Origin of the sequence: Achromobacter sp. PD1, from assembly GCF_048541815.1 — a bacterium.
Taxonomy (GTDB): domain Bacteria; phylum Pseudomonadota; class Gammaproteobacteria; order Burkholderiales; family Burkholderiaceae_B; genus Achromobacter; species Achromobacter bronchisepticus_A.
Window position 1 is genome coordinate 2,919,144 of record NZ_CP183349.1, and the last position, 23,058, is coordinate 2,942,201.

General features: G+C 67.8%; 13 protein-coding genes. 8 read left to right on the forward strand and 5 right to left on the reverse strand.

Translation table 11 applies throughout. The annotated features are described in order from the left end of the window. Positions 1–35: 35 nt before the first annotated feature. A complete protein-coding gene (locus ACM1PE_RS13760; RefSeq protein ID WP_280016872.1) occupies positions 36–659 on the forward strand; it encodes a glutathione S-transferase family protein in 624 nt (207 codons plus the stop codon). A 12-nt stretch (positions 660–671) separates the two neighbouring features. On the opposite strand, the gene sodC is transcribed toward ACM1PE_RS13760, so the two are convergent. The 4 genes from sodC to ACM1PE_RS13780 form a co-directional block, all read right to left on the reverse strand. Then, positions 672–1,196, reverse strand: a complete 525-nt coding sequence (gene sodC / locus ACM1PE_RS13765; RefSeq protein WP_054456408.1) for a superoxide dismutase family protein — start codon at positions 1,194–1,196, stop codon at positions 672–674. Between the two features lie 589 nt (positions 1,197–1,785). Next, positions 1,786–3,105 (reverse strand): DUF445 domain-containing protein, encoded by a 1,320-nt coding sequence (locus tag ACM1PE_RS13770; protein WP_373429127.1) that lies wholly within the window; start codon positions 3,103–3,105, stop codon positions 1,786–1,788. Positions 3,106–3,157: 52 nt separating this feature from the next. Beyond that, positions 3,158–4,546, reverse strand: coding sequence for a gluconate:H+ symporter (locus tag ACM1PE_RS13775; protein ID WP_059373075.1), 1,389 nt, complete (start codon positions 4,544–4,546; stop codon positions 3,158–3,160). A 139-nt stretch (positions 4,547–4,685) separates the two neighbouring features. After that, a complete protein-coding gene (locus tag ACM1PE_RS13780; protein WP_059373077.1) occupies positions 4,686–5,615 on the reverse strand; it encodes a LysR family transcriptional regulator in 930 nt (309 codons plus the stop codon). A 203-nt stretch (positions 5,616–5,818) separates the two neighbouring features. Here ACM1PE_RS13780 and ACM1PE_RS13785 point away from each other — a divergent pair, with 203 nt between their 5' ends. From ACM1PE_RS13785 to ACM1PE_RS13810, 6 genes are read left to right on the forward strand one after another with little or no spacing between them, the layout of a single operon-like run. Next, positions 5,819–7,939 carry a 3-hydroxyacyl-CoA dehydrogenase NAD-binding domain-containing protein gene (locus ACM1PE_RS13785; protein WP_419343594.1) on the forward strand — a complete coding sequence of 707 codons (2,121 nt, stop codon included), beginning with the start codon at positions 5,819–5,821 and terminating at the stop codon, positions 7,937–7,939. A 25-nt stretch (positions 7,940–7,964) separates the two neighbouring features. Next, positions 7,965–9,146 carry an acetyl-CoA C-acyltransferase gene (locus ACM1PE_RS13790; RefSeq protein ID WP_419343596.1) on the forward strand — a complete coding sequence of 394 codons (1,182 nt, stop codon included), beginning with the start codon at positions 7,965–7,967 and terminating at the stop codon, positions 9,144–9,146. A gap of 9 nt (positions 9,147–9,155) precedes the next feature. After that, positions 9,156–10,352: an acyl-CoA dehydrogenase family protein gene (locus tag ACM1PE_RS13795; protein ID WP_419343598.1), complete on the forward strand. Its 1,197-nt coding sequence runs from the start codon at positions 9,156–9,158 to the stop codon at positions 10,350–10,352. Positions 10,353–10,361: 9 nt separating this feature from the next. Beyond that, positions 10,362–11,495 (forward strand): acyl-CoA dehydrogenase family protein, encoded by a 1,134-nt coding sequence (locus ACM1PE_RS13800; protein ID WP_059373086.1) that lies wholly within the window; start codon positions 10,362–10,364, stop codon positions 11,493–11,495. Positions 11,496–11,510: 15 nt separating this feature from the next. After that, positions 11,511–13,442: an acyl-CoA synthetase gene (locus ACM1PE_RS13805; RefSeq protein ID WP_419343599.1), complete on the forward strand. Its 1,932-nt coding sequence runs from the start codon at positions 11,511–11,513 to the stop codon at positions 13,440–13,442. A 44-nt stretch (positions 13,443–13,486) separates the two neighbouring features. Then, positions 13,487–14,470 carry a tripartite tricarboxylate transporter substrate binding protein gene (locus tag ACM1PE_RS13810; RefSeq protein ID WP_059373090.1) on the forward strand — a complete coding sequence of 328 codons (984 nt, stop codon included), beginning with the start codon at positions 13,487–13,489 and terminating at the stop codon, positions 14,468–14,470. A gap of 20 nt (positions 14,471–14,490) precedes the next feature. On the opposite strand, the gene ACM1PE_RS13815 is transcribed toward ACM1PE_RS13810, so the two are convergent. Further along, complete coding sequence (locus ACM1PE_RS13815) at positions 14,491–15,105, reverse strand: ABC transporter ATP-binding protein (RefSeq protein ID WP_118933278.1); 615 nt, start codon at positions 15,103–15,105, stop codon at positions 14,491–14,493. A 312-nt stretch (positions 15,106–15,417) separates the two neighbouring features. Here ACM1PE_RS13815 and ACM1PE_RS13820 point away from each other — a divergent pair, with 312 nt between their 5' ends. Beyond that, a complete protein-coding gene (locus ACM1PE_RS13820; protein WP_419343600.1) occupies positions 15,418–22,968 on the forward strand; it encodes an autotransporter-associated beta strand repeat-containing protein in 7,551 nt (2,516 codons plus the stop codon). Positions 22,969–23,058: the final 90 nt, after the last annotated feature.

Here is a 23,058-nt window from a genome sequence, read left to right on the forward strand (position 1 = left end):
AGACTGCCGCCGTCAATCAACACGGCGGCGGCAAGATGCTGAAAATCCTGGGTAAAGCCTCATCCATCAACGTGCGCAAGGTGCTCTGGACCTGCGCCGAACTGGACCTGCCTTTCGAGCGCGAAGACTGGGGCTCCGGGTTCCAGCCCACCGGCGATCCCGCCTTCCTGGCGCTCAACCCGAACGCGATGGTGCCCGTCATCCAGGACGGCGACTTCGTGCTGTGGGAGTCCAACAGCATCATCCGCTACCTGGCCGCGCAATACGGCGGCCAGCGCCTGTATCCCGTCGAACCCAGACTGCGCGCCCGCGTCGACCAATGGATGGACTGGCAAGCCACCGACCTGAACCGCGCCTGGAGCTACGCATTCATGGCCCTGGTGCGCGAATCCCCCGCCCACCGCGACCGCGCCGCGATCGAGGCGTCCTGCCGCGAATGGGCGCGCTACATGGCGATACTGGACCAGCGCCTGGAACAGGCCGGCGGCTACGTCGCCGGCCCCGCGTTCTCGCTGGCCGACATACCGGTCGGCCTGTCGGTGAACCGCTGGTTCAGCACCCCATTTGAAAAACCACGGTTGCCGGCCGTCGCCGCCTATTACGACCGGCTCGCCGAACGGGCCGGCTACCAGCTGTACGGCCGCAACGGCACGGCCTGACCGCCCAAGCGGCTACTTCACCACGCCGCAAACCAGCCGGCCGCCCCCGCCGCCCAGCGGCGCCGGGGTATCGCTGTAGTTGTCGCCGCCCACGTGCACCATTACCGCACGGCCCTTCACATCGGCCAGCTTCAGATGCGGCGCCACCACCGCCTTCGTCGCCGTGCCGTCGGCAGCGACCACGATGAACGGCAGATCGCCCTGATGCCCGTCGGTCGCCATCGGCCCCTTGTGCGCCTTGGTGCCCTTGGGATCGAAATGCCCGCCCGCAGCGCCGCCAGCCGCCATCTGGTTGTTCACCATGCCAGGCTCGCAAGAACCCTTCTCATGCACATGAAAACCGTGTTCGCCCGGCGGCAAACCCTTCAAATGCGGCGTAAGCTGCAGCCCGCCCTTGGTGTCCTTGAGCGTGATCGTGCCAGCGCTCTTGCCCACGCCGTCCACGCTCAGGAACGACATCGACACGTCTTCCGCCAGCGCCGCGCCAGACGCGCCTGCGAACGCAAGCGCCGCGACCAGCATCGAGATTTTCTTCATGGGGTGCCTCCAGGATACGCGCCCGCAGGCCGCGGACGCCCGTTGCTACATGGCCGGCCCGTTGCCGTCCATTCCGAAAAAAACAATAGCACCGGCTTCCGCGCACCTGCCAGCAATCTTCGTTCCTGATACAAACAAGGGCGATACGGCCAGAGAAAATCTGACTGCTCTGCCTGCCCGCCAAAAATCCCGCGCCCACCCCGTCCGCGCGTACCCAGCGCCCCACCACCACGTACGCAACCGTGTAAGCCGCCAATGGCCGCCCGCGCGGCCATTGGCGGCGGGCCCCGCAAACCTCGCAACCAAACACCGCTGCAGCAGCGCCCCATACCAAGACATGGATAGCCCGTCGGCGCGGGCGCCTGGGTGGCGAGCAACCTCGATGCGCCCGAGGGAATCGGAAGGAGCCGCCGCAGGCGGTGACGACGATGACGACGGGGCAGTCCGGAGCGAACGCTCCGGACCGCAATCGTGGGCGCTCGCCACCCAGGCGCCCGCGACGACGGGCGGCCTACGAAGCACAGGAAACAGCAGTCAAATCCCGGCCCACGAAGCACAGGAAACAGCAGTCAAATCCCGGGCACCCGCATCACCCTCGAACCAGCAACACCACAGCATGCAGCACCACCCCTATCAACCCGCCCACCAAGGTGCCATTGAACCGGATGTACTGCAGATCCTTCCCCACGCTAAGTTCAAGCTCATCCACCAGATGCCGCTCATCCCAATTCTTCACCGTGCGCGAAATATGCTCCGTGACCCCGCTACGCAAGCGCCCCGTCAGCCTCCGCGCCCCGCCCAGCACGTGATTGTTGATCGCCTCCCGCAACCCCGGATCCTCCCCCAGCTTGCGCCCCAAGGCCAGCAAGGCGCTCTCCAGATGCCGCGCCAGCGCCGAATCCTCCGATGACAGATCGCGCCGCAACGCCGCGTGGATATCGTCCCACAGCCCCTGCACATACTCCTGCACCTTCGGATGATCGATCGCCCGCTGCTTCAAGGCCTCCACCTGCGCCGACAACGCCGGATCATCCCTCAGCCGTCGGATGTAATCCTGCACCCAGGCCTCATAGTCCCGCCGCACCGGATGCCCAGGCTCGGACAGCACGTCCCGCAGTTCCTCCACCAGCGCCCGCGCCAGCCGGTCCGCCAGATTGTCGGCAATCCCGTCCACCGACTTGACCACGTCCACCGCCGCAATGATGCGCGGCCATTCCTTCTTCGCGAACTTCACCAGCAGGCTCGAGGCCCGCGCCTTCACGTCCTCGTCGCCCAGATAGCCGCCCAGCCGCTCCAGCGCCGCGTCCAGCAGCTCCTGGTGCCGCCCGTCGCGCGTCAGCAGCCCCAGCACCTCGCCCGCCGTGTCCGCCGCGTCCCAGCGCCGCAGATTCTTCACCACGAACTCCTGGATCACCCCGCGCACCGCCCGCTCGTCCAGCAGGTCCAGCGTCTGCAAGGCCACATTGCGCGCCCCCTCGCTCAAGGCCCGCGCCTGCCGCGGACGCCCCAGCCAGCGCGCAAGCCGCGCCGCGGGATCGAACACCCGCAGCTTCTCCATCAGCGTGTCCGGGTCCAGGAAATGGTCGCGCACGAACACCGCCAGGTTGTCGCCGATGCGGTCCTTGTTGCTGGGAATGATGGCCGTGTGCGGGATCGGCAAGCCCATCGGCCGGCGGAACAGCGCCACCACCGCGAACCAATCGGCCAGCGCGCCCACCGTGGCCGCTTCGCAGAACGCCCGCACCCAGGCCCAGGCGCCCTGCCCGCCCATGACGTGGCTGGTGATGAAGCCGCAGACCATCGCCACCAGCAGCGCCAGCGCGGCGATCTTCATGCGCCGCAACTGCGTGCGGCGCGCTTCGGAAGCCAGCGCGGAATGCGTGGCGGCGGAACGGGGCATCTCTGTCATGGGGTCTCCGGAAACGACAGACCCAGCATAACAATTGCGGCCCGCAGGCGTGTCAGCCCAGCGGCGGCAGCATGTTGAACAGCAGCACCATGACCAGCCCCACCACCGACACGATGGACTGCACCACCGAGATGGTCTTGGTCGCTTCGCCCATGGTCATGCCGAAGGACTCCTTCACCATCCAGAAGCCCGCGTGATTGGCGTAGTTGAAGAACAGCGAACCGCAGCCGATGGCCAGCGCCAAGAGCGGCAGGTTCAGGCTGGGATCGGCGCCCGCCAGCGGCGCCAGCAGGCCCGCCGCGCCCACGATGCCGACCGTGGCCGACCCCGTGGACACCGACAGCAGCATGGCGATCAGCCAGCCCAGCGCCAGCGGCGGCAGCGAAAACTGATGCGTCAGCTGCACGATGGCATCGCCCACCTTGGCGCTGGTCAGCACCTGCTGGAACGCGCCGCCGCCCGCGATGATCAACATGATGCCGGCGATGGGCTTGAGGCTCTTGCCCATGGCGTCGCGCAGTTTTTCCGCGTCGCCGCCGCGCATCAGCACCAGGGTGAATGCGGCGAACAGCACGCCCAGCAGCATCGCGACCATCGGGTCGCCCAGGAACGCCGCCACGTGCATGGCGCGGGAATCCTTGGGCAGCAGCATCTCCGCGCCCGCGTGCACCAGCATCAGCAAGGCGGGCAGCAAGGCCGCCAGCACCCCCAGGCCCACGCTCGGCGCATTGCGGCCGGCGGCATCCTGGCGGGTCGTGGTGAACTGTTCCAGCAGCGCCTCGTCCGGACGCGTCGTCATGCGCCGCGAAATGAAAGCGCCATACAAGGGACCGCCGAAGACCATGGCCGGCAGCGCCGCGATGAAGCCGTAAATCATCGTCGGCCCCACCGTGGTCTTGAGCGTGGCGATCGCCGTCAGCGGCCCCGGATGCGGCGGCACCATGCCGTGCATCGCCGCCAGCGCCGATATCACCGGCACGCCCACGTACACGTAGGCCGAGCCCTTGAAGCGCTCCTGGCTTTCCAGCTTGCGCGCCACGCTGAAGATCAGCGGCAGCATCACCACCAGGCCGACTTCGAAGAACATCGGTATGCCGATGACGAAAGCCACCAGGGTCATGGCCCAGGGAATCATGCGAGGCGAAGTATGGTTCAGGATGGCATTGGCCAGGCGTTCGGTCGTGCCCGAATCCGCCAGGATCTTGCCCAGCATCGCGCCCAGCGCGATCACCACGCCCACCGCTCCCAGCGTCTTGCCCGCGCCATTGCTCAGGTTCTTGACGATGGCCACCGGCTCCATGCCGGTGGCGAAACCCACGCCGATGGAAACGATCAATAGCGCCAGCAACGGATGCATGCGGATGCGCGAGACGATCAGCGCAACCAGCACCAGCACGCTTGCCAGCGCGGTAAGAAGCAATTGGACGTCGGAGGAAGACATGGACGGGCCTGGGAAAAAATGGGCGCGGCCCCGCGGCCGTTTGCCGTAAAGAACAGGAATTTTATGCCTGCCAAGCTGAACGCCCAGTCAGGAACGCCGCGCCTCCCGACCCTGTACAGCCCTCCACGGACCGCCGCCGCTAGCCCGCCGCCTCCAGCAATCCCGGCTTGCCTTCGTGCGCGGCCTGGGCGCGTTCCAGGATGAATTCGATGATCATCGAGATCGCCCGCGGGTGGTGGCGGTTGGGCATGTACAGCATATACATGCCGCGCCCGAAGATGCTCAGCCGCCACTGAGGCAGCGCGGCCACCAGGTCGCCGCGCGCGATGTCGTCGTGCACCACGTAATCCGGCACCACGCCAACGCCCAGCCCCGCCAGGGTCGCATCGCGCAGGAAGGCGTAGTTGCGCGAAATCACGGTCGGCTCCAGCACCACGTGCTGCCGCGGCTGGCCGCCGTAGTAGGCGGAAAGCCGCAAGGGGCGGCCGATGACCGCCGCACTGATGGTGGGCGTGCGCGCCAGCTCTTCCGGATGCTGCGGCAGGCCCCGGGCGGCGACATAGTCCCGCGAGGCGCAGGCCACGTAGCGGACCTGGCCCAGCTCGCGCGCCACCAGGTTCTGCGGCGGCTCGGACATGATGCGCACCGCGATGTCGACCTCGTCGCGCAGCAGGTCATCGACACTGTTCTCGAACAGCACGTCCAGCACGATGTCCGGATAGGTCCGCTTGAACTCCAGCAGCCAGGGCGTCATCACGAACTGCCCGTAGCCGCTGGGCACGCTCAGCCTGACCTTGCCCTGCGGCGTCTTGCCCAGGGTCTCGACGGATTCACGCGCCGCCGCGAGTTCGTCCTGGATGCTGCGGCCGTGGCGATACAGCTTCAGTCCGATTTCTGTCGGTTCCACATGCCTGGTGGTGCGGCGCACCAACTGCATGCCAACCGAGCGTTCCAGCTGATTCAGGTGGTAGCTGACATTGGCGCGCGTCATCTTCAAACGGCGCGCGGCCTCGCTGAGATTGCCCGCGTCCAGGATTTCCACCAGCAAGGTCAGGGATTTGGTGTCCATTCGGGCCTCCACGCCACCGCAATTCACCCCGGCATTGTCAAATTTTTTTGACCTCAATGTCAATTATCGATGCCATTGTCAAGACTTCTTTACTGCGAAAGAATGAGCCCATAAAAGACGGGCCGTTCCTGGTCCGCCCGGCCGGGCCCTGGCGGCCGCCCCAAGCGGCGTCGCAGCGGCAGGCCTCATCGGAGACACTGTCCATGACAGACAGCGCAAGCACCGGCGCGGCCAGCGCGCGCCGCTACGACGACATCCTTGTCGTCACCATCGATCATCCCCCCGTCAATGCCCTGAGCGCCGCCGTGCGCCGCAATCTGGCCGCGGCCGTGCGCGACGCCCAGGCCGATCCGCAAGTACGCGCCATCCTGCTGATGGGCGCGGGCAAGAACTTCATCGCCGGCGCCGACATCCGCGAATTCGGCAAGCCGCCGCAGCCGCCCATCCTGCCCGACGTCTGCAACCTGATCGAAGCCAGCGCCAAGCCGGTCGTGGCCGTGCTGCACGGCGCAGCGCTGGGCGGCGGGCTGGAAGTGGCGCTGGCCGCGCACTACCGCGTCGCACTGGGCGGGGCCAAGCTGGGCCTGCCCGAAGTGAACCTGGGCCTGCTGCCCGGCGCCGGCGGCACCCAGCGCGCGCCGCGCCTCATGGGCGCGCAGGCCGCGCTGGACTTGATGCTGACCGGCAAGCACCTCTCTGCCGGCGCCGCCCTGGAAGCCGGATTGGTGGACGCGCTGTCCAGCGAAACCGATCCCCTGGACGCGGGCCTGGCCTATACCCGGCAATTGCTGGCGATCGGCGCCGGTCCGCGCCGCACCCGCGACGCCGGCGCGCTCGCCGACCGGGCCGCCGCGCAGGCCCAGGTCGAGGCAGCGGCCGAACGCGTGGCCCGGACCACCCGCGGACTGTACTCGCCCGGCAAGATCGTCGAGGCCGTGCGCGCCGCCATCGAGCAGCCTTTCGAGGACGGCCTGCGCACCGAACGCGCGCTGTTCCTGCAATGCCTGGACAGCCCGCAGCGGGCGGGCCTGGTGCATGCCTTCTTCGCCGAACGCGATACGGCCAAGATGCCGGGACAGCAGCCCGCCCGGGCGCGGCGGCTGGAGCGCATCGGCATCGTAGGCGGCGGCACCATGGGCGCTGGCATCGCCGTTTCGGCGCTGGACGCCGGCTTTCCCGTGACCATGGTCGAACAGGACGAGGCCGCGCTGGAACGGGGCCGCGCCCGCGTGGCGCAGGTCTACGAGCTGCTGGTCCAGAAAGGCCGGATCAGCGCCGACGAGCGCGACGCCCGCATGGCGCGCTACACCGGTTCGACCCGCTACGAGGCGCTGGACGACGCCGATCTCATCATCGAAGCCGTGTTCGAGGACATGACGGTCAAGCAGGCCGTGTTCGCGCAGCTGGACCGCGTGGCCAAGCCCGGCGCGGTGCTGGCCACCAATACCTCGTACCTGGACGTCAACCTCATCGCCGCCGCCACGCGCGGCCCCGCCGACGTGCTGGGCCTGCACTTCTTTTCGCCGGCCAACATCATGAAGCTGCTGGAAGTCGTGGTGGGCGAGCACACCGCGCCCGACACCGTGGCCACCGGCTTCGAACTGGCCCGGCGCCTGCGCAAGATCCCGGTGCGCGCGGGCGTGTGCGACGGCTTCATCGGCAACCGCATCCTGGCCGTGCACCGCCAGGCGGCCGACATGATGATGGAGGACGGCGCCTCGCCCTACCAGATCGACGCCGCCGTGCGCGCCTTCGGCTACCCCATGGGCCCCTATCAGATGGCGGACCTGGCCGGCGGCGACATCGGCTGGGCCACGCGCAAGCGCCGCGCGCCCACGCGCGATCCGGCGCTGCGCTACGTGCAGATCCCCGACCGGCTGTGCGAACGCGGCTGGTTCGGCCAGAAGACGGGCCGCGGCTTCTACCTCTACGCCGATGGCGCGCGCCAAGGCGAACAAGACCCCGAAGTCCTCGCCATCATCGACGCCGAACGTACGCGCGCCGGCGTCGCGCCGCGCGCCTACACCCAAGAGGACATCCAGCGCCGCTACCTGGCCGCGATGATCAACGAAGCGGCCAACGTTCTGCACCAGGGCATCGCCCAGCGCCCGTCCGACATCGACGTGGTGTTCCTGTCCGGCTACGGCTTTCCGCGCCATCGCGGCGGCCCCATGCACTACGCCGACAGCGTGGGACTGGAGCGCGTGCTGGCGGACATCCGCGGCTACGCGCAGGAAGACCCCGCCTTCTGGAAGCCCTCGCCCCTGCTGGTGCAGTTGGCTGAATCCGGCCGCGATTTCGCCAGCCTGAACCAGACCGCCTGACCCGCACTCCACACAGGAACACGCCATGCGCGAAGCCGTCATCGTCTCCACCGCCCGCACCCCCATCACCAAGGCGGGGCGCGGCGAATTCAACCTTATCGCCGGCCCCACGCTGGCCGCGCACGCGGTGCGCGCCGCCGTCGACCGGGCCGGCATAGACCCCGCCCTGATCGAAGATGCCTTCATCGGCTGCGGCTATCCAGAAGGCGCCACCGGCCGCAATATCGGCCGCCAGTCCGTGGTGCGCGCCGGCCTGCCGGTCAGCGTGGGCGGCGCCACCGTCAACCGCTATTGCGCCTCCGGCCTGCAGGCCATCGCCTCGGCCGCCAGCCGCATCGTCATGGACGGCGCGCCCGCCATGATCGCGGGCGGCGTGGAACTGGTCTCGCAGATCCGCACCCGCGACGACGGCGTGAGCGGCATGGATCCGTGGATCGTCGCCAACAAGCCCGAGCTCTACCTGCCCATGATCGAAACCGCCGACATCGTGGCGGCCCGCTACGGCATCAGCCGCGAAGCCCAGGACCATTTCGCCGCGCAAAGCCAGGCGCGCACCGAAGCCGCCCAGGCCGCGGGACGGTATCTGGAAGAGATCATCCCCGTCACCACAACCATGTCCGTCACCGATCGCGCCACCGGCGCCGTCAGCGAACGCGAAGTCACCGTGGACCGCGACACCTGCAACCGCCCCGGCACCACCTACGAAGCCCTGGCCTCGCTGGCGCCGGTGCGCGGCGCGGGCCAGTTCGTCACGGCGGGCAATGCCTCGCAGTTGTCCGACGGCGCCGCCGCCTGCGTGCTGATGGAAGCCTCCGAGGCCCAGCGCGCCGGCATCCAGCCGCTGGGCGCGTTCCGCGGACTGGCGATCGCCGGCTGCGAACCCGACGAGATGGGCATAGGCCCGGTCTACGCCGTGCCCAAGCTGCTGGCGCGCCACGGCCTCAAGGTGCAGGACATCGACCTCTGGGAACTGAACGAGGCCTTTGCCTCGCAAGCCCTGTATTGCCAGCAGAAGCTGGGCATCCCGATGGACCGCCTGAACGTGGACGGCGGCGCCATCGCCCTGGGCCACCCCTTCGGCGTCACCGGCGCCCGCCTGGCTGGCCACGTGCTGATCGAAGGCCGCCGCCGCGGCGCCCGCTATGCCGTCGTCACCATGTGCGTGGGCGGCGGCATGGGCGCGGCCGGCCTGTTTGAAATCTACTGAGGATCCCCCATGGACCTGGAATTCACCCCCGAAGAAAACGCCTTCCGCGACGAAGTGCGGGCCTTTCTCGCCAGCAAGCTGCCCGAGCGCCTGTCCGCCAAGGTCGCGCAGGGAAAGCTGCTGACGCGCGCCGACATGGTCGAGTGGCACGCCATCCTCAACCGCCAGGGCTGGCTCGCCAGCCACTGGCCAATGGAATACGGCGGTACCGGCTGGAGCGCCGTGCAGAAGTACATCTTCGAAAACGAATGCGCGCTGGCCGGCGCGCCGCGCATCGTGCCCTTCGGCCTGAGCATGCTGGGCCCGGTGCTGATCAAGTACGGCAGCGAGGCACAGCGGCGCCACTGGCTGCCGCGCATCCTGGACGGTTCCGACTGGTGGTGCCAGGGCTACTCCGAACCCGGCGCGGGCTCGGACCTGGCCTCCGTCAAGACCACCGCCGTGCGCGACGGCGACAGCTACGTCGTCAACGGCCAGAAAACCTGGACCACGCTGGGCCAGTACGCCAACATGATCTTCTGCCTGGTGCGCACCTCGCAGGAAGGCCGGCGCCAGGAAGGCATCAGCTTCCTGCTGATCGACATGACGAGCCCCGGCGTGGAAGTGCGCCCCATCATCACGCTGGACGGCGAACACGAAGTCAACGAAGTGTTCTTCTCCGACGTGCGGGTGCCTGCCGCCAACCTGGTGGGCGAGGAAAACCGCGGCTGGACCTGCGCCAAGTACCTGCTGACCTACGAACGCACCAACATCGCCGGCGTCGGGCAATCCACGGCAGCGCTGGAACGCCTGAAGACGCTAGCCGCAAGCCTACGCAAGAACGGACGTCCGCTATCTGAAGACCCGGACTTCGCTGCCCGGCTGGCGCGCGTCGAGATCGAGCTGGCCAATATGCGCACCACCAACCTGCGCGTGGTCGCGGCGGTTGCCGGCGGCGGCGCGCCCGGCGCCGAAAGCTCGATGCTGAAGATCCGCGGCACCCAGATCCGCCAGGAAATCAGCGCGCTGAACCGCCGCGCCATGGGACCTTACGCCCGTCCCTTCGTACCCGAGGCGCTGCACGACGGCTACGACGCGCCGCCCATCGGCCCCGATGGCGCCGAGAGCGCGGCCGCGCAGTACTTCAACAACCGCAAGCTGTCGATCTTCGGCGGCTCCAATGAAATCCAGAAGAACATCATCTCCAAGATGATCCTCGGACTGTAAGGGCCGGCCATGAATTTTGAACACACCGAAGACCGGCGCATGCTCTCCGACATGCTGCGCCGCTTTGTCGCCGAACAGAGCGACTTCGCCACGCGCGACCGCAACGCCCGCTCGGAGCGGGGCTACAGCCTGGAACTGTGGCAGCGCTATGCCGAACTGGGCGCCATCGGCGCGCTGTTTGCCGAAGCAGATGGCGGGCTGGGCGGAAGCGGCTTCGACATTTCCGTCGTGTTCGAGGCGCTGGGCCGCGGCCTGGCCGTCGAACCGCTGCTGGACGCGCTCATGGTCGGCAGCGCCATCGCCGCCGCCGGCACGCCAGCCCAACGCGAAGCCCTCGAAGGCCTGATCGCGGGCGCCATCACCGCCGCGCTGGCCCACGCCGAGCCCGGCTCCGGCTATGAACTGGCGCACGTCGAGACCCGCGCCGAACGCAGCGCGGACGGCTGGGTGCTCAACGGCGCCAAGGCCGTGGTCGCGGCGGGCGAACACGCCGACCTGTTCCTGATCCCGGCCCGCAGCGCGGGCGGTCCGGACGACGAGGCCGGCATCAGCCTGTTCCTGGTCAGCGCCGGCACGCCCGGCCTGAAAGTGCGCGGCTATGGCCTGATCGACGGCGGCCGCGCGGCCGAACTGGTGCTCGACGGCGTACAGCTTGCGCCAGATGCCCTGCTGGGCGAGGCCGGCGCAGGCTACCCGCTGCTGGAGCGCGCCGCCGGCCGCGGCATCCTGGCGCTGTGCGCCGAAGCCGTGGGCGCCATGGACTGCGCCCGCGACGCCACCCTGGAATACCTGCGCACGCGCCGCCAGTTCGGCGCGCCCATCGGCAGCTTCCAGGCGCTGCAACACCGCATGGCCGATGTGCTGCTGGAAATCGAACAGGCGCGCTCCGCCGTGATCAACGCCGCGGCCGCGCTGGACCACCCGGACCGCGCCACCCGCGAACGCGCGCTGTCCGCCGCCAAATTCACCATCGGCCGCATCGGCACGCTGGTGGCCGAGGAAAGCATCCAGCTGCACGGCGGCATCGGCATGACCTGGGAGCTGCCGCTGGCGCACTACGCCAAGCGCCTGGTCATGATCGACCACCAGTTGGGCGACGAAGACCATCACCTGCGGCGCTACATCGCGCTGGGGCAGGCCTGAGCGGAGGACCACGCCATGACCCAGGTCCATGCCGCCCCGCCCCTCTCGCCGCCTTTCGCCGCCCCGTTCCCCGTGCGCAGCGCCGCGGACGTACAGCGGCTGCAGGCCCGCCCGCTGACCGAGACGCTCACGGTGCGCAGCACCTACGAGATCTTCCGCAACTCGGCCGCGGCCTTCGGCGACAAGACCGCGCTGACCTTTCTGCGCAGCGCCGACCCCGGCGACGCGCCGGTGCGCTGGAGCTACCGCGAACTGTTGGCCGGCATCCACCAGACCGCCAACCTGCTGCATGAACTGGGCGTGGGCCCGGGCGACGCCGTCGGCATCCTGCTGCCCGGCTGCCTGGAGTACCACCTGGCGCTCTGGGGCGGCGAGGCCGCCGGCATCGTCCAGCCTTTGAACCCCTTGCTGGCCGAGGACAAGCTCGCCTCCCTGATGACCACGGCGCGCGCCAAGGTGCTGATCGCCTATGGCTCCGACGTGGAATGCGGCTCCTGGTCCAAGGCGCTGCGCCTGCGCGAACGCGTGCCCACGTTGCACACGCTGCTGCGCGTGGCGCCCTTGGACGAGCCGCCCTCGGCGCGCCCGGCGCTGCCCGGGCATGCGCTGGATTTCAACGCTGCGCGCACCGCGCAGCCGGCCGACCGCCTGGTCAGCAACCGCGACATCCATGCCGGCGACGTGGCCGCCTATTTCCATACCGGCGGCACCACCGGCGCGCCCAAGCTCGCCATCCACACGCACGCCAACCAGGTCTTCAGCGCCTGGGCCGCGGTGCAGTTGCAGAACGCCGGACCGGACGACGTGGTCATCAACGGCTACCCGCTGTTCCATGTGGCGGGCGTGCTGCCGGCATCCCTGGCCGCCTTGTCGGCGGGGGTCGAGACCGTCATCCCCACCACCCTGCTGCTGCGCAACCGTGACGTGCTGCGCAACTACTGGCGCCTGGTCGAACACCACCGCGCCACCTCGCTGCAAGGCGTGCCGACCATACTCGCGGCGCTGGCCGAGGTGCCGCTGGCCGGCGCCGACATCTCGTCGCTGCGCTATTGCCGCACCGGCGCCGCGCCCTTGCCCGCCGAGCTGGCCGCGCGCTTCAAGCGCCTGTTCGGGCTGCACGTCAACGAAAGCCTGGGCATGACGGAGATGGCGGGCATCTCCACCATTTCGCCGCCAGGCTGCGAGTTTCCGGTGGGTTGCGTCGGCTTTCCGCTGCCCTACGTGCAGGTACGCATCGTCGGGCTGGACGTGCCGGCTGGCGCGCCCGCGCGCGACCTGCCCACCGGCACGCCCGGCATGGTGCTGTTCAAGGCGCCCAACGTGATCCCGGGCTTTCTGGACGCCGAAGACACAGCGCGTGCTTTCACCGACGACGGCTGGCTGATCAGCGGCGACGTCGGCTATCTGGACGAAGCCGGCCGCCTGCATCTGCAGGGCCGCGCCAAGGACCTGATCATCCGCAGCGGCCACAACATCGATCCCAAGACCATCGAGGATGCGCTCGCCTCGCACCCGTCGGTGCAGCTCTGCGCCGCGGTCGGCGCCCCCGACGCCTATGCCGGCGAGCTGCCCATCGCCTTCGTCACGCTGGCCGAGGGCGCGCGAGTCGAGGAAGCCGAACTGCTGGCCTACGCCGCCGAACACGTGGACGAAAGCCCGGCGCGGCCCAAGCGCGTCATCGTGCTGGACACCATGCCCATGACCAACGTGGGCAAGATCTACAAGCCCGATCTGCGCCGCCTGGCCACCGCCGTGTCGGCGCAGGCCGTGGTGGCGCGCACCCTGCAGGACGCTGGCCTGATCGACGACGGCGCGCTGTTCCGGGTCGAGCCCGACGCGCAGCCCGATATCGCAGTCCTGGCCGACGCCCGCGCGCCCGCGGCGCTGAAAGCCAGCCTGCGCGACGCGCTGGCCCGCCTGCCGGTCAAGGTCGTCCTGCGCGACTGAGCAGTCCCCCTCCCACACACAACAACACCCCAGGAGACAAACCCATGACCCACCAGCCCCTGCGGCGCGCCTGCCTCGGCGCCGCACTGCTCTCGATCGCCGGCGCCGCCCTGCCATTCGCCGCCGCGGCGCAAGGCGCCTATCCGTCAAAGCCCATCACGCTGATCGTGCCCTTCCCGGCCGGCGGCTCCACCGATCGCCACATGCGCATCGTGGCGCAGGACGCCTCCAAGTACCTGGGCCAGCCCGTCATCGTCGAAAACCGGCCCGGCGCCGGCGGCACCCTGGGTCCGGCCACCATGGCCAAGACCGCCAAGCCCGACGGCTACACCATTACCCTGTACACCCTGGCCATGCTGCGCATGCCGTACATGCAGAAGAGCAGCTGGGACCCCATCAACGATTTCACTTTCATCCTGGGTCTGTCCGGCTACACCTTCGGCTTCACCGTCCGCTCCGACTCGCCGTACAAGACCTTCAACGAATACATCGAGGCGGCGCGCAAGGCGCCCGGCACCATCGACTACGGCTCCACCGGCATCGGCTCATCGCCGCACCTGCTGATCGAGGAAGTCGCCATCAATGCCAAGGTGAAGCTGAACCACGTGCCGTTCAAGGGCAACGCCGACATGCAGCAGGCGCTGCTGGGCGGCCACGTCATGGCGCAGAGCGACGCCACCGGCTGGGACCAGTTCGTGGATTCCGGCAAGATGCGCCTGCTGGTCACCTTTGGCGAAAAGCGCACCACGCGCTGGCCCGACGTGCCTACCGCCCAGGAGTTGGGCTACAAGGTCGTGTCCACCTCGCCCTACGGCCTGGCGGGCCCCAAGGGCATGGACCCGGCAGTCGTGAAGACCCTGCACGACGCCTTCAAGAAGGCGCTGTTCGATCCCGCCAGCCTGGACGTCATGAAGCAGCTGAACCAGGAACCCGCCTACCGCAACAGCCAGGACTACAAGGAATGGGCGCAGGCCACCTACGTCAAGGAAAAAGGCCTGATCGAATACCTGGGCTTGATGGCGAAGTAGTAATAAGGGCGGCAGCGCCTTCAGCGCAGCGCCGCAACCTCGACTGATCTGGCGCCGCTGGCTTCCACCAGCTCGGGGTCGTGGCTGGCGAACAGCACCACCCGATCCTGCGCCCAGATCTTGAACTGTTCGGCCAGCACGCCGCGCGCCTGCGCATCCAGGCCGTTGCTGGCCCCATCCGCAATGATGACGGCCGGGTCGCCCAGGGCGGCGGCCGTCAGGTAGACCTTGCGCCGCGTGCCGGTGGACATCTGCTCGAAGCGCTTGTCCAGATGCGGCTCCAGCCCCAGCCGGAAGGCCAGGTCCAGCACGCTGTCGGCCAGCGGCACATTTTTCTCCGCCGCAACCTGCTCCAGCAATCCGCGCCCCGTCTGCGCGGGCAGCGCCATGCAATTGTCGGGCACATAGGCCAAGCGGGACCGGGCTTGCGCCGGTGCCTGGGTCAGCGCGTGTCCGTCGATCCAGACCTCTCCCGCATCCGGCGCGATCACGCCCGCAATGATGCCCAGCAGCGTGGACTTGCCGGTGCTGTCTTCTTCGCATAACGCCACGCATCCGGGTGTGAACGTATGGGTCAGCCCCTGGAAGACGAGATGGTCGCCGTAGCGCTTGCCGAGATTGTCGATTCGTAGCATGGCCGGGAGTGTACGCAGGAATGCGGCGCTCGGCCATCGCCGCCTCGGCGTGGCGTCAACGCAGCAAATGTGAACTGAACTCAAATTTTTCCGCATTGACGATGTGGAAATCTGCATTTTTGCCGTACATTACGCGACGTAAATAAATGTTAATTTTTAGCAAAACATTTCGAATTCTGTAACGGTTGCCTCGTCCGTTCGTGCTATCGGCCCAGTTGAGCGACCTACCACCAAGACGCATTTAGTTTCATTTACATCAATACAACGTCCAATTTTGCCGGGCTGGCATCGGCTCCGGCATAGAAGAGATCAATGAATCACGTCTATCGAGTAGTCTTCAACGCCGCCGCCGGCGTGTGGCAGGCCGTCAGTGAAATCGCCCGCGGGCCGGCAAAAAGCAGCAGTCCTGCCCGGCGCCTGCGTCGCGGCGGTGCACAACTGGCGGGCGCGCTGGGCATGGCGATGGTCGCCGCCAACGCCTACGCAGTTCCCCCCAGTCTGTACTGGGACGGCAGCCAATCCGTGGCGAACGGTTCGGCGGATGGCGGCTCTGGCATCTGGGATTACTCCGATACCAACTGGACTTCCGATATCGGGACGCCGAATCAATCCTGGAACGGCGGCAACGCGGTATTCTCCGGCCCCCCCGGCACCGCCGGCACCGTGGCGGTCGGCGGCCAGCACAGCATCACGGGCCTGGAGTTCCAGAACGACGGCTACAAGCTGGTGGGCGGAGCCAATGGTCAGCTGAATACCAGCGGCATTGCCAATATTCGGGTCAATCCCAACGTGACCGCAACCTTGGGCGTCGCCATAGGCGGCAGCGGCATCCTGCGCAAACAAGACAGCGGCACGCTGGTACTCAACGGCAACAACAGCTATACCGGCGGCACGATAATCGAGGCCGGCCGTCTGGAGGTCGGCAGCAATACCGCTCTGGGCAGCGGCGCCCTGACGGCGCTCAACAACACGGTTCTCGACGCCAATAACAAGGTGGCCCTCGACAACAATGTGAATCTGATGGGCAGCGTGGGGATAGGCGGAAGCGCCGACCTGACGCTGAACGGCGTCGTTGACGGCCCAGGAGGATCGCTGATCAAGAACGGCGCCGCCAACCTTGCCTTGAACGGGGCCAATGTCTACCAGGGGGGCACCACGCTGAACGCCGGCACGCTGACGGTGGGCAACGATCAGGCTTTGGGTTCCGGCGGCCTGACCGTGGGCGGCGCTTCCACCCTGACGGCAAGCAACACCGTAACGCTAGGCAACGCCATCGCCCTCAATGCGAACCTGACGGTTGCCGGCGACAATGACCTGACCTTGAATTCGCTGATCTCGGGCCCTGGCCAATTGGTCAAGACCGGCACTGGCACGCTCACCCTCAACAACACCAACCCCGGCCACGCCGGCGGCATCGCCCTCAATGGCGGCACATTGGCGTTCGCCAACGCGACTTCCCTGGGGAGCGGCACGCTGGTCGCCAACGGCACGGCCACGCTGAAGAACAACGGGCCCGTGATGCTGCAGAACGCCATCAGCGTCAATGGCGAACTGACCATGCAGACCTCGAATCCGCTGCAATTGGCCGGCCCATTGAGCGGCAGCGGCAAGCTGATCAAGACTGGCGCGGAAGAATTGCTCCTGTTTACCAGCAACACATACTCCGGCGCTATCGAAATCGAACAAGGGCACGTCACGACATTCGCCAACAATGCGCTGGGTACCCCCGGCAGCGTGAAGTTGGCCGCAGGCACTGTTCTGACCCTTACTGGCAACGCGCAGATTGGGGCTCTTAGCGGCAGCGGCACCACCAGCACCGGCGTGGCCAGCTTGCTCCAACTGGGCGGCACCAACGCAGACAGCACCTATGCCGGCGCGCTGGTCGGCGGCGGTTCGGTTGAAAAAGTGGGCATTGGCACACTGGAACTCTCGGGCAACAGCTCCCTGAGCGGCCCTGTCACCGTCAAAGCCGGCACCCTGAAAGTCAGCGGCGCCTTGAACAACACCGGTGTCACCGTCCAGAGCGGCGGCACCGTGAGCGGCGGCGGCGCCATCAACGGCACGCTGACCGTTGCCAACGGTGGCACCCTGGCCGGCAGCAGCGGCCAGAAACTGACCGCGGGCGCGATAGACCTCTCGCAGACCTCCAATATCAATGTCGCGCTGGGTGCTCCTAGCACGGGCAATCCCGCGCTCTTCCAGGCCAACAACGGCTTGACCTTGGATGGCGTGTTGAACATCACCGATGCCGGCGGGCTCGGCACTGGCGTCTACCGCCTGTTCGACTACTCCGGCAGCTTCGTGAACAACATCCTCGACTACGGCACCTTGCCTGGCACGATGCCCACGACGGAACTGAACTTGCAGACCGTGAACCACGGCCAGGTCAACCTGATAGTCGACTCGCCGAACCGAATAGTGCAATTCTGGGATGGGAACACCACGGTGCCCGACGGTAATATCGTCGGCGGCAGCGGCGTGTGGACCGCCACAAACACCAATTGGACCGATTACAACGGCGTTATCAATCAGCAATGGGCTGACCACTTCGCCGTATTCCAAGGCAACGCCGGCGTCGTGCTAGTGCAGGGAGAACATACCGTCAACGGCATGCAGTTCATGACCGACGGCTACCACCTGTTGACAGGCTTCGAGGGCAAGCTCAATGCGGTCAACCCCGATGGCGGCAAGTTCGCCGTGCGGGTCGATCCGGGCGTCACCGCGACGATCGGTGTGGACATCAATGGCACCGGCACCCTGCAGAAGCTGGACCAGGGCAAGCTGGTGCTCAATGGCAACAACGGCTACCAGGGCGGTACCCTGCTGGCGGGCGGCACGCTCGTGGTCGGCAATAACAACGCGCTGGGCACGGCGACCCTGACCGCTACAGGCGGCACCACGCTGGACAACAACCAGGCCCTCACGCTGACCAACCAGATCGTTGCCCAAGGCCAGCTGAACCTGGGCGGCAGCAATAACCTGATCCTGAACGGCGACATCGCCGGCAACAGCGGCGGCCTGAACAAGAACGGCAGCGGCACCCTGACCCTGGGCGGCAACAACTCCTTCGGCGGCACGATGGCGCTGAACGGCGGCACGCTGGTGCTGGCCTCCAGCAATCCGCTGGGCAACAGCACCCTGACTGCCGCCTCCGGCATGCAGCTGGACAACAGCGTGGCATTGAGCCTCGCCAACACGGTCAACCTGGCCGGCGACCTGAGCCTCGTCGGCAACCAGGACCTCACTTTGGACGGCCTGGTCAACGGCACAGGCGGCCTGGCCAAGCGCGGCACGGGCAAGCTGACCTTGAACGGCGCCAACACCTTCCAGGGCGGCGTCAACCTGACGGGCGGCAACCTGGCCGTGGGCCACGACGCCGCGCTCGGCGAGGGCACGCTGACCGTGCGCAACGCGGCCACCCTGGAAGCCAGCCGCGCGGTGACCCTGGCCAACAACGTGCAACTGAGCGCTTCCCTGACGCTGGACGGCAGCAATGATTTCACCCTGAACGGCGTGATCAACGGCTCCACCGAGCTGGTCAAGAACGGCGCCGGCCGACTCACCCTCAATGGCGAAAACCGCCATAGCGGCGGCACCACGGTCAATGCCGGCGACTTGAGCCTGGGCAATGCCGCGGCGCTGGGCACCGGCATGCTGACCGTCACGGGCAACACGCAGCTGGACACCGCCGGTCCGATGCGCCTGAACAACGACGTCAATGTAGGCGGCACGCTCAAGGTGGCGGGCAACAACAGCCTGATCCTGGATGGACAGCTCAACGGCAACGGCACGCTACGCAAGACGGGCGCGAACGACCTCTCGCTCACCAGCAGCGCCAACACCTTCAGCGGCATGATCGATCTGCAAGGCGGCAGCTTGACCACCGCGGGCAACAACGCGCTGGGCCAGAATGCCACCGCGAACGTGGCAGCCGGCGCCAATCTGTTCATCACCAATCTGGCTCGTCTGGCCAGCCTGAACGGCAACGGCACCGTAACGGTCTCGAACGGGAACAACCTGACCATCGGCGCCAACGGGGCCAACAGCAACTTCGGCGGCCAGCTCGACGGCATGGGTTGGTTGACCAAGAGCGGCACGGGATCGATGGTTCTTTCCGGCAACAACACGCTTACCGGCCAGACCTCAGTCAGCGCCGGCAGCCTGTGGGTAGACGGCTCGCTCGCCAGCACGAATGTGATGGTGTACAGCGGCGCCGCCCTGGGCGGAACCGGCAGCATCGCCGGCGACGTGACGCTCATGAGCAACGCCAGCCTGAACTTGACGGACGGCCACACCCTGTCGGTCGGCAGCATGGGGCTCGGCACCCAGTCGATCGTGAATGCCAGCCTGGGCGCCCCCGCCCTCGGCGGCGGCACTGCCTTGGTGAACGTCGCCGGCAACCTGCTGCTGGGCGGCACGCTCAATATCAGCGACGCCGGCGGCTTCGGCACCGGCGTGTACCGCCTCATGAACTATGGCGGCAGCCTGACCGACAGCGGCATGCGCTTCGGCGATCTGCCCAGCAATGTGCAAGCGGCCGACCTGACGCTGCAGACCGCCGTCGCCAACCAGGTCAACCTGCTGGTCGCCGCGCCCAACGTCACCGTGCAGTTCTGGGATGGCTCGCAAACCGTCGGCAACGGCGCGATCGAAGGCGGCAGCGGCACCTGGGACGGCGCCAACGCCAACTGGACCGGCGTCGACGGCAACGGGAACCGCTCCTGGGCCGGCAACTTCGCGGTGTTCCAGGGCGCCGCAGGGACGGTCACCGTCGCAGGCGCGCAAAGCACGACGGGCATGCAGTTCTTGACCGACGGCTATGTCCTGGAGCCCGGCTCGTTGGGATCGCTCAACCTGGTCAACGGCGGCTCGGGCTACGCCTTCGTGCGCGTCGATCCCGGCGTGACCGCGACCATCAACGCCCCGCTCGTTGGCAGCGGCACGCTGGCCAAGGTCGACCCCGGCACCCTGGTGCTCAACGCGTCCAACGGCTATACCGGCGGCACGGCGCTCAACGGCGGCACGCTGGTGCTGGGTAACGACAAGGCCTTGGGCAACGGCCTGCTGACCGCTGCCAACGGCACCACGCTGGACAGCAACACGGCAGTCACCGTGCGCAACAAGGTCGCGCTGAACGGCGCGCTGACGATCGCCGGTTCCAACACCATGGAGCTGAACGGCACCGTCGGCGGCGCGGGCGGCCTGATCAAGAACGGCGCGGCCAACCTGACCCTCAGCGGCGTCAACAGCTACGTCGGCGGCACCCTCCTGAACGCGGGCGGCCTGATCGTCGGCAACGGCGCCGCGCTCGGTTCCGGCACGCTGACGGTAGGCGGCGCGGCCACGCTGGACAACACCCAGGCGCTGGCGCTGGCGAACAACATCGCCCTGAACGCCGGCCTCACGGTGCAAGGCAGCCAGGACCTGACGCTCAACGGCAACATCTCGGGCGCGGGCAGCCTGACCAAGAACGGCGCCAGCACGCTGACGCTCAACGGCGCCAACAGCTACACCGGCGGCACCTACGTCAACAGCGGCACGGTCGCGTTGGGCGCGGGCAGCAGCCTCGCCGCCACCGGCGTCGTGACCGTCGCCAACGGCGCGACCTTCGACCTGTCGGCAGGCCAAGGCGCCCAGGTGTTCGGCACCCTCGCGGGCGCCGGCAACATCAAGATGGGAACCAACACCCTGCTGGCGGGCGGTTCGGCCGACGGCATCTTCGCCGGTTCGGTCATCGGCACCGGCACCCTGGTCAAGCAAGGCTCGGGTACGCAGACCCTGACCGGCGTAAACAGCTATACCGGCGGCACGCTGGTCGCGGGCGGCACCTTGCGCGCAGGCTCCGCGACGGCATTGGTCCAAGGCACCGGCTATCAGGTATTGACGGGCGCCGTGCTGGACCTCAACGGCAACTCGCTGCTGGCCAGCAGCCTGAGCGGCGGCGGCACCGTGGCGCTGGGCGGCGGGCGCTTGACCGCCGACATCGCGGCGGGCAGCGCGTCCACCTACATGGGCATCTTCGTGGGCGGCGGCGACCTGGTCAAAACCGGCGCTGGCGCACTCGCGCTGACCGGCGGCAGCACCTTCACGGGCGGCGTGCAGCTCAAGCAAGGCAGCATCGCCCTGGGCCATGCGCAAGGCCTGGGTACGGGCACGCTGGCCATGGACGACGGCACCGTCATCAGCCTGATCGCCAACGGCATGACCATCGCCAACGACCTGGCCATGACGGGCACCAACGACCCGGTCATCGACACCGGCGCCAACACGGCCACCTGGGCCGGCGCCATCACCGGCGGCGGCTTCCTCACCAAGCAGGGAACCGGCGTCCTGACGCTGACCAGCGCAGGCAACAGCTACACCGGCGCGACCGATGTCGCGCAAGGCACGCTCAAGGCCGGCGCGGCAAACACCTTCAGCAGCGCCTCGGCCCACACCGTGGCCAGCGGCGCGGTGCTGGACCTGGCAGGCTACAGCCAGACCGTGGCCAGCCTGAACAACAGCGGCGCGGTCAATCTCAGCGGCGCCACGCCGGGGGCCGTGCTCAAGGTCACCGGCCCCTATGTCGGCAACAACGGCAAGCTGGGCGTTTCCACCGCGCTGGGCGCGGACGGCAGCGCCACCGACAAGCTGCTGTTGAGCGGCCCCAGCGCCATCGCCAGCGGCAGCACCACGGTGCAGATCGCCAATGCCGGCGGCCTGGGCGCACAGACAGGCAGCCAGGGCATCCAGGTCATCGCCACCGAAAACGGCGCCAGCCTGCAACCCGGCAGCTTCACCCTCGCGGGCAACCATGTCGACGCCGGCGCCTATGAGTACCGCCTGACCCAGACGACGCAGGGAGCCGCGCTGCACTCGACCAACACGCAGAACCCCGGCCCCGGCGTCACGCCGGCGCCCGCCTACCGCGAAGAAGTGCCGCTGCTGTCCGCCCTGCCCGCGCAACTGCGCCAGGCGGACATGGCGATGCTCGGCGACATGCGCAAGCGCATGGGCGACGACGCCGCTCAAGGCGCCATCGATCAGGACCCGAACCACCGCGCCTGGGCCCGGGTGCTGCGCACGGCGCCGACCATCACGCAGCAAGGCACGGTCAATCCCGAGAGCAGCGGCCACCTGACCGGCTTCCAGGCAGGCGTGGACGTGTACGCCGACCGCAACCTCAAGGCCGGCCTGTACGTGGGCCAGCTGGACGGCGACATGGGCGTGCGCGGCTTCTCCAGCGGCATGGAGCGCAAGTACGCGGGCTACAACAACCTGCGCGGCCGCTACGTCGGCCTGTACGGCACCTGGCAGCATGACTCCGGCCTGTACGCCGACGCCGTGATCCAGGGCGCCGACTACCGCAGCAGCCTGCGCACGGCCGACACCGGCGCTGGCGCCACCACCAAGGGCCACGGCTGGCTGGCCTCTCTGGAAGTGGGCAAGCCCTTCGACCTGGGCGGCAGCTGGCAGTTGGAACCGCAAGCGCAAATCATCTACCGCAAGCTCAACCTGGACGACACCACGCTGAGCCTGGCCAAGGTGAAGAACGATGCGGACGATGACTGGACCCTGCGTCTGGGCGCCCGCGTCAAGGGCAGCTACAGCATTGGCGGCACCGTGCTGCAGCCCTTTGCCCGCGTCAATCTGTACAAGGCCAGCAACACCACCGACGTGGCCAGCTTCAGCGCTCCAGCCGGCACCACCGACATCCGCGCCAAGGGCGGCTACACGTCGACCGAGTTCGCGGTGGGCGCCATGCTGCAGCTGACCAAGAACACCAGCCTCTACGGCGACGTGGGCAAGCTCTGGGCCAACAGCGGCGACAGCCGCGTCAAGACCGGCGCGCAGGGCTCTGTCGGGTTGAAGGTGCTCTGGTAAGCCTCATGACCTGGGCCGGGCAGCCGATCCCTGGCATGACCAAGCCCGCAGCGGTTCGTCCGCTGCGGGCTTTGTTTTGGCTGGGTCCCA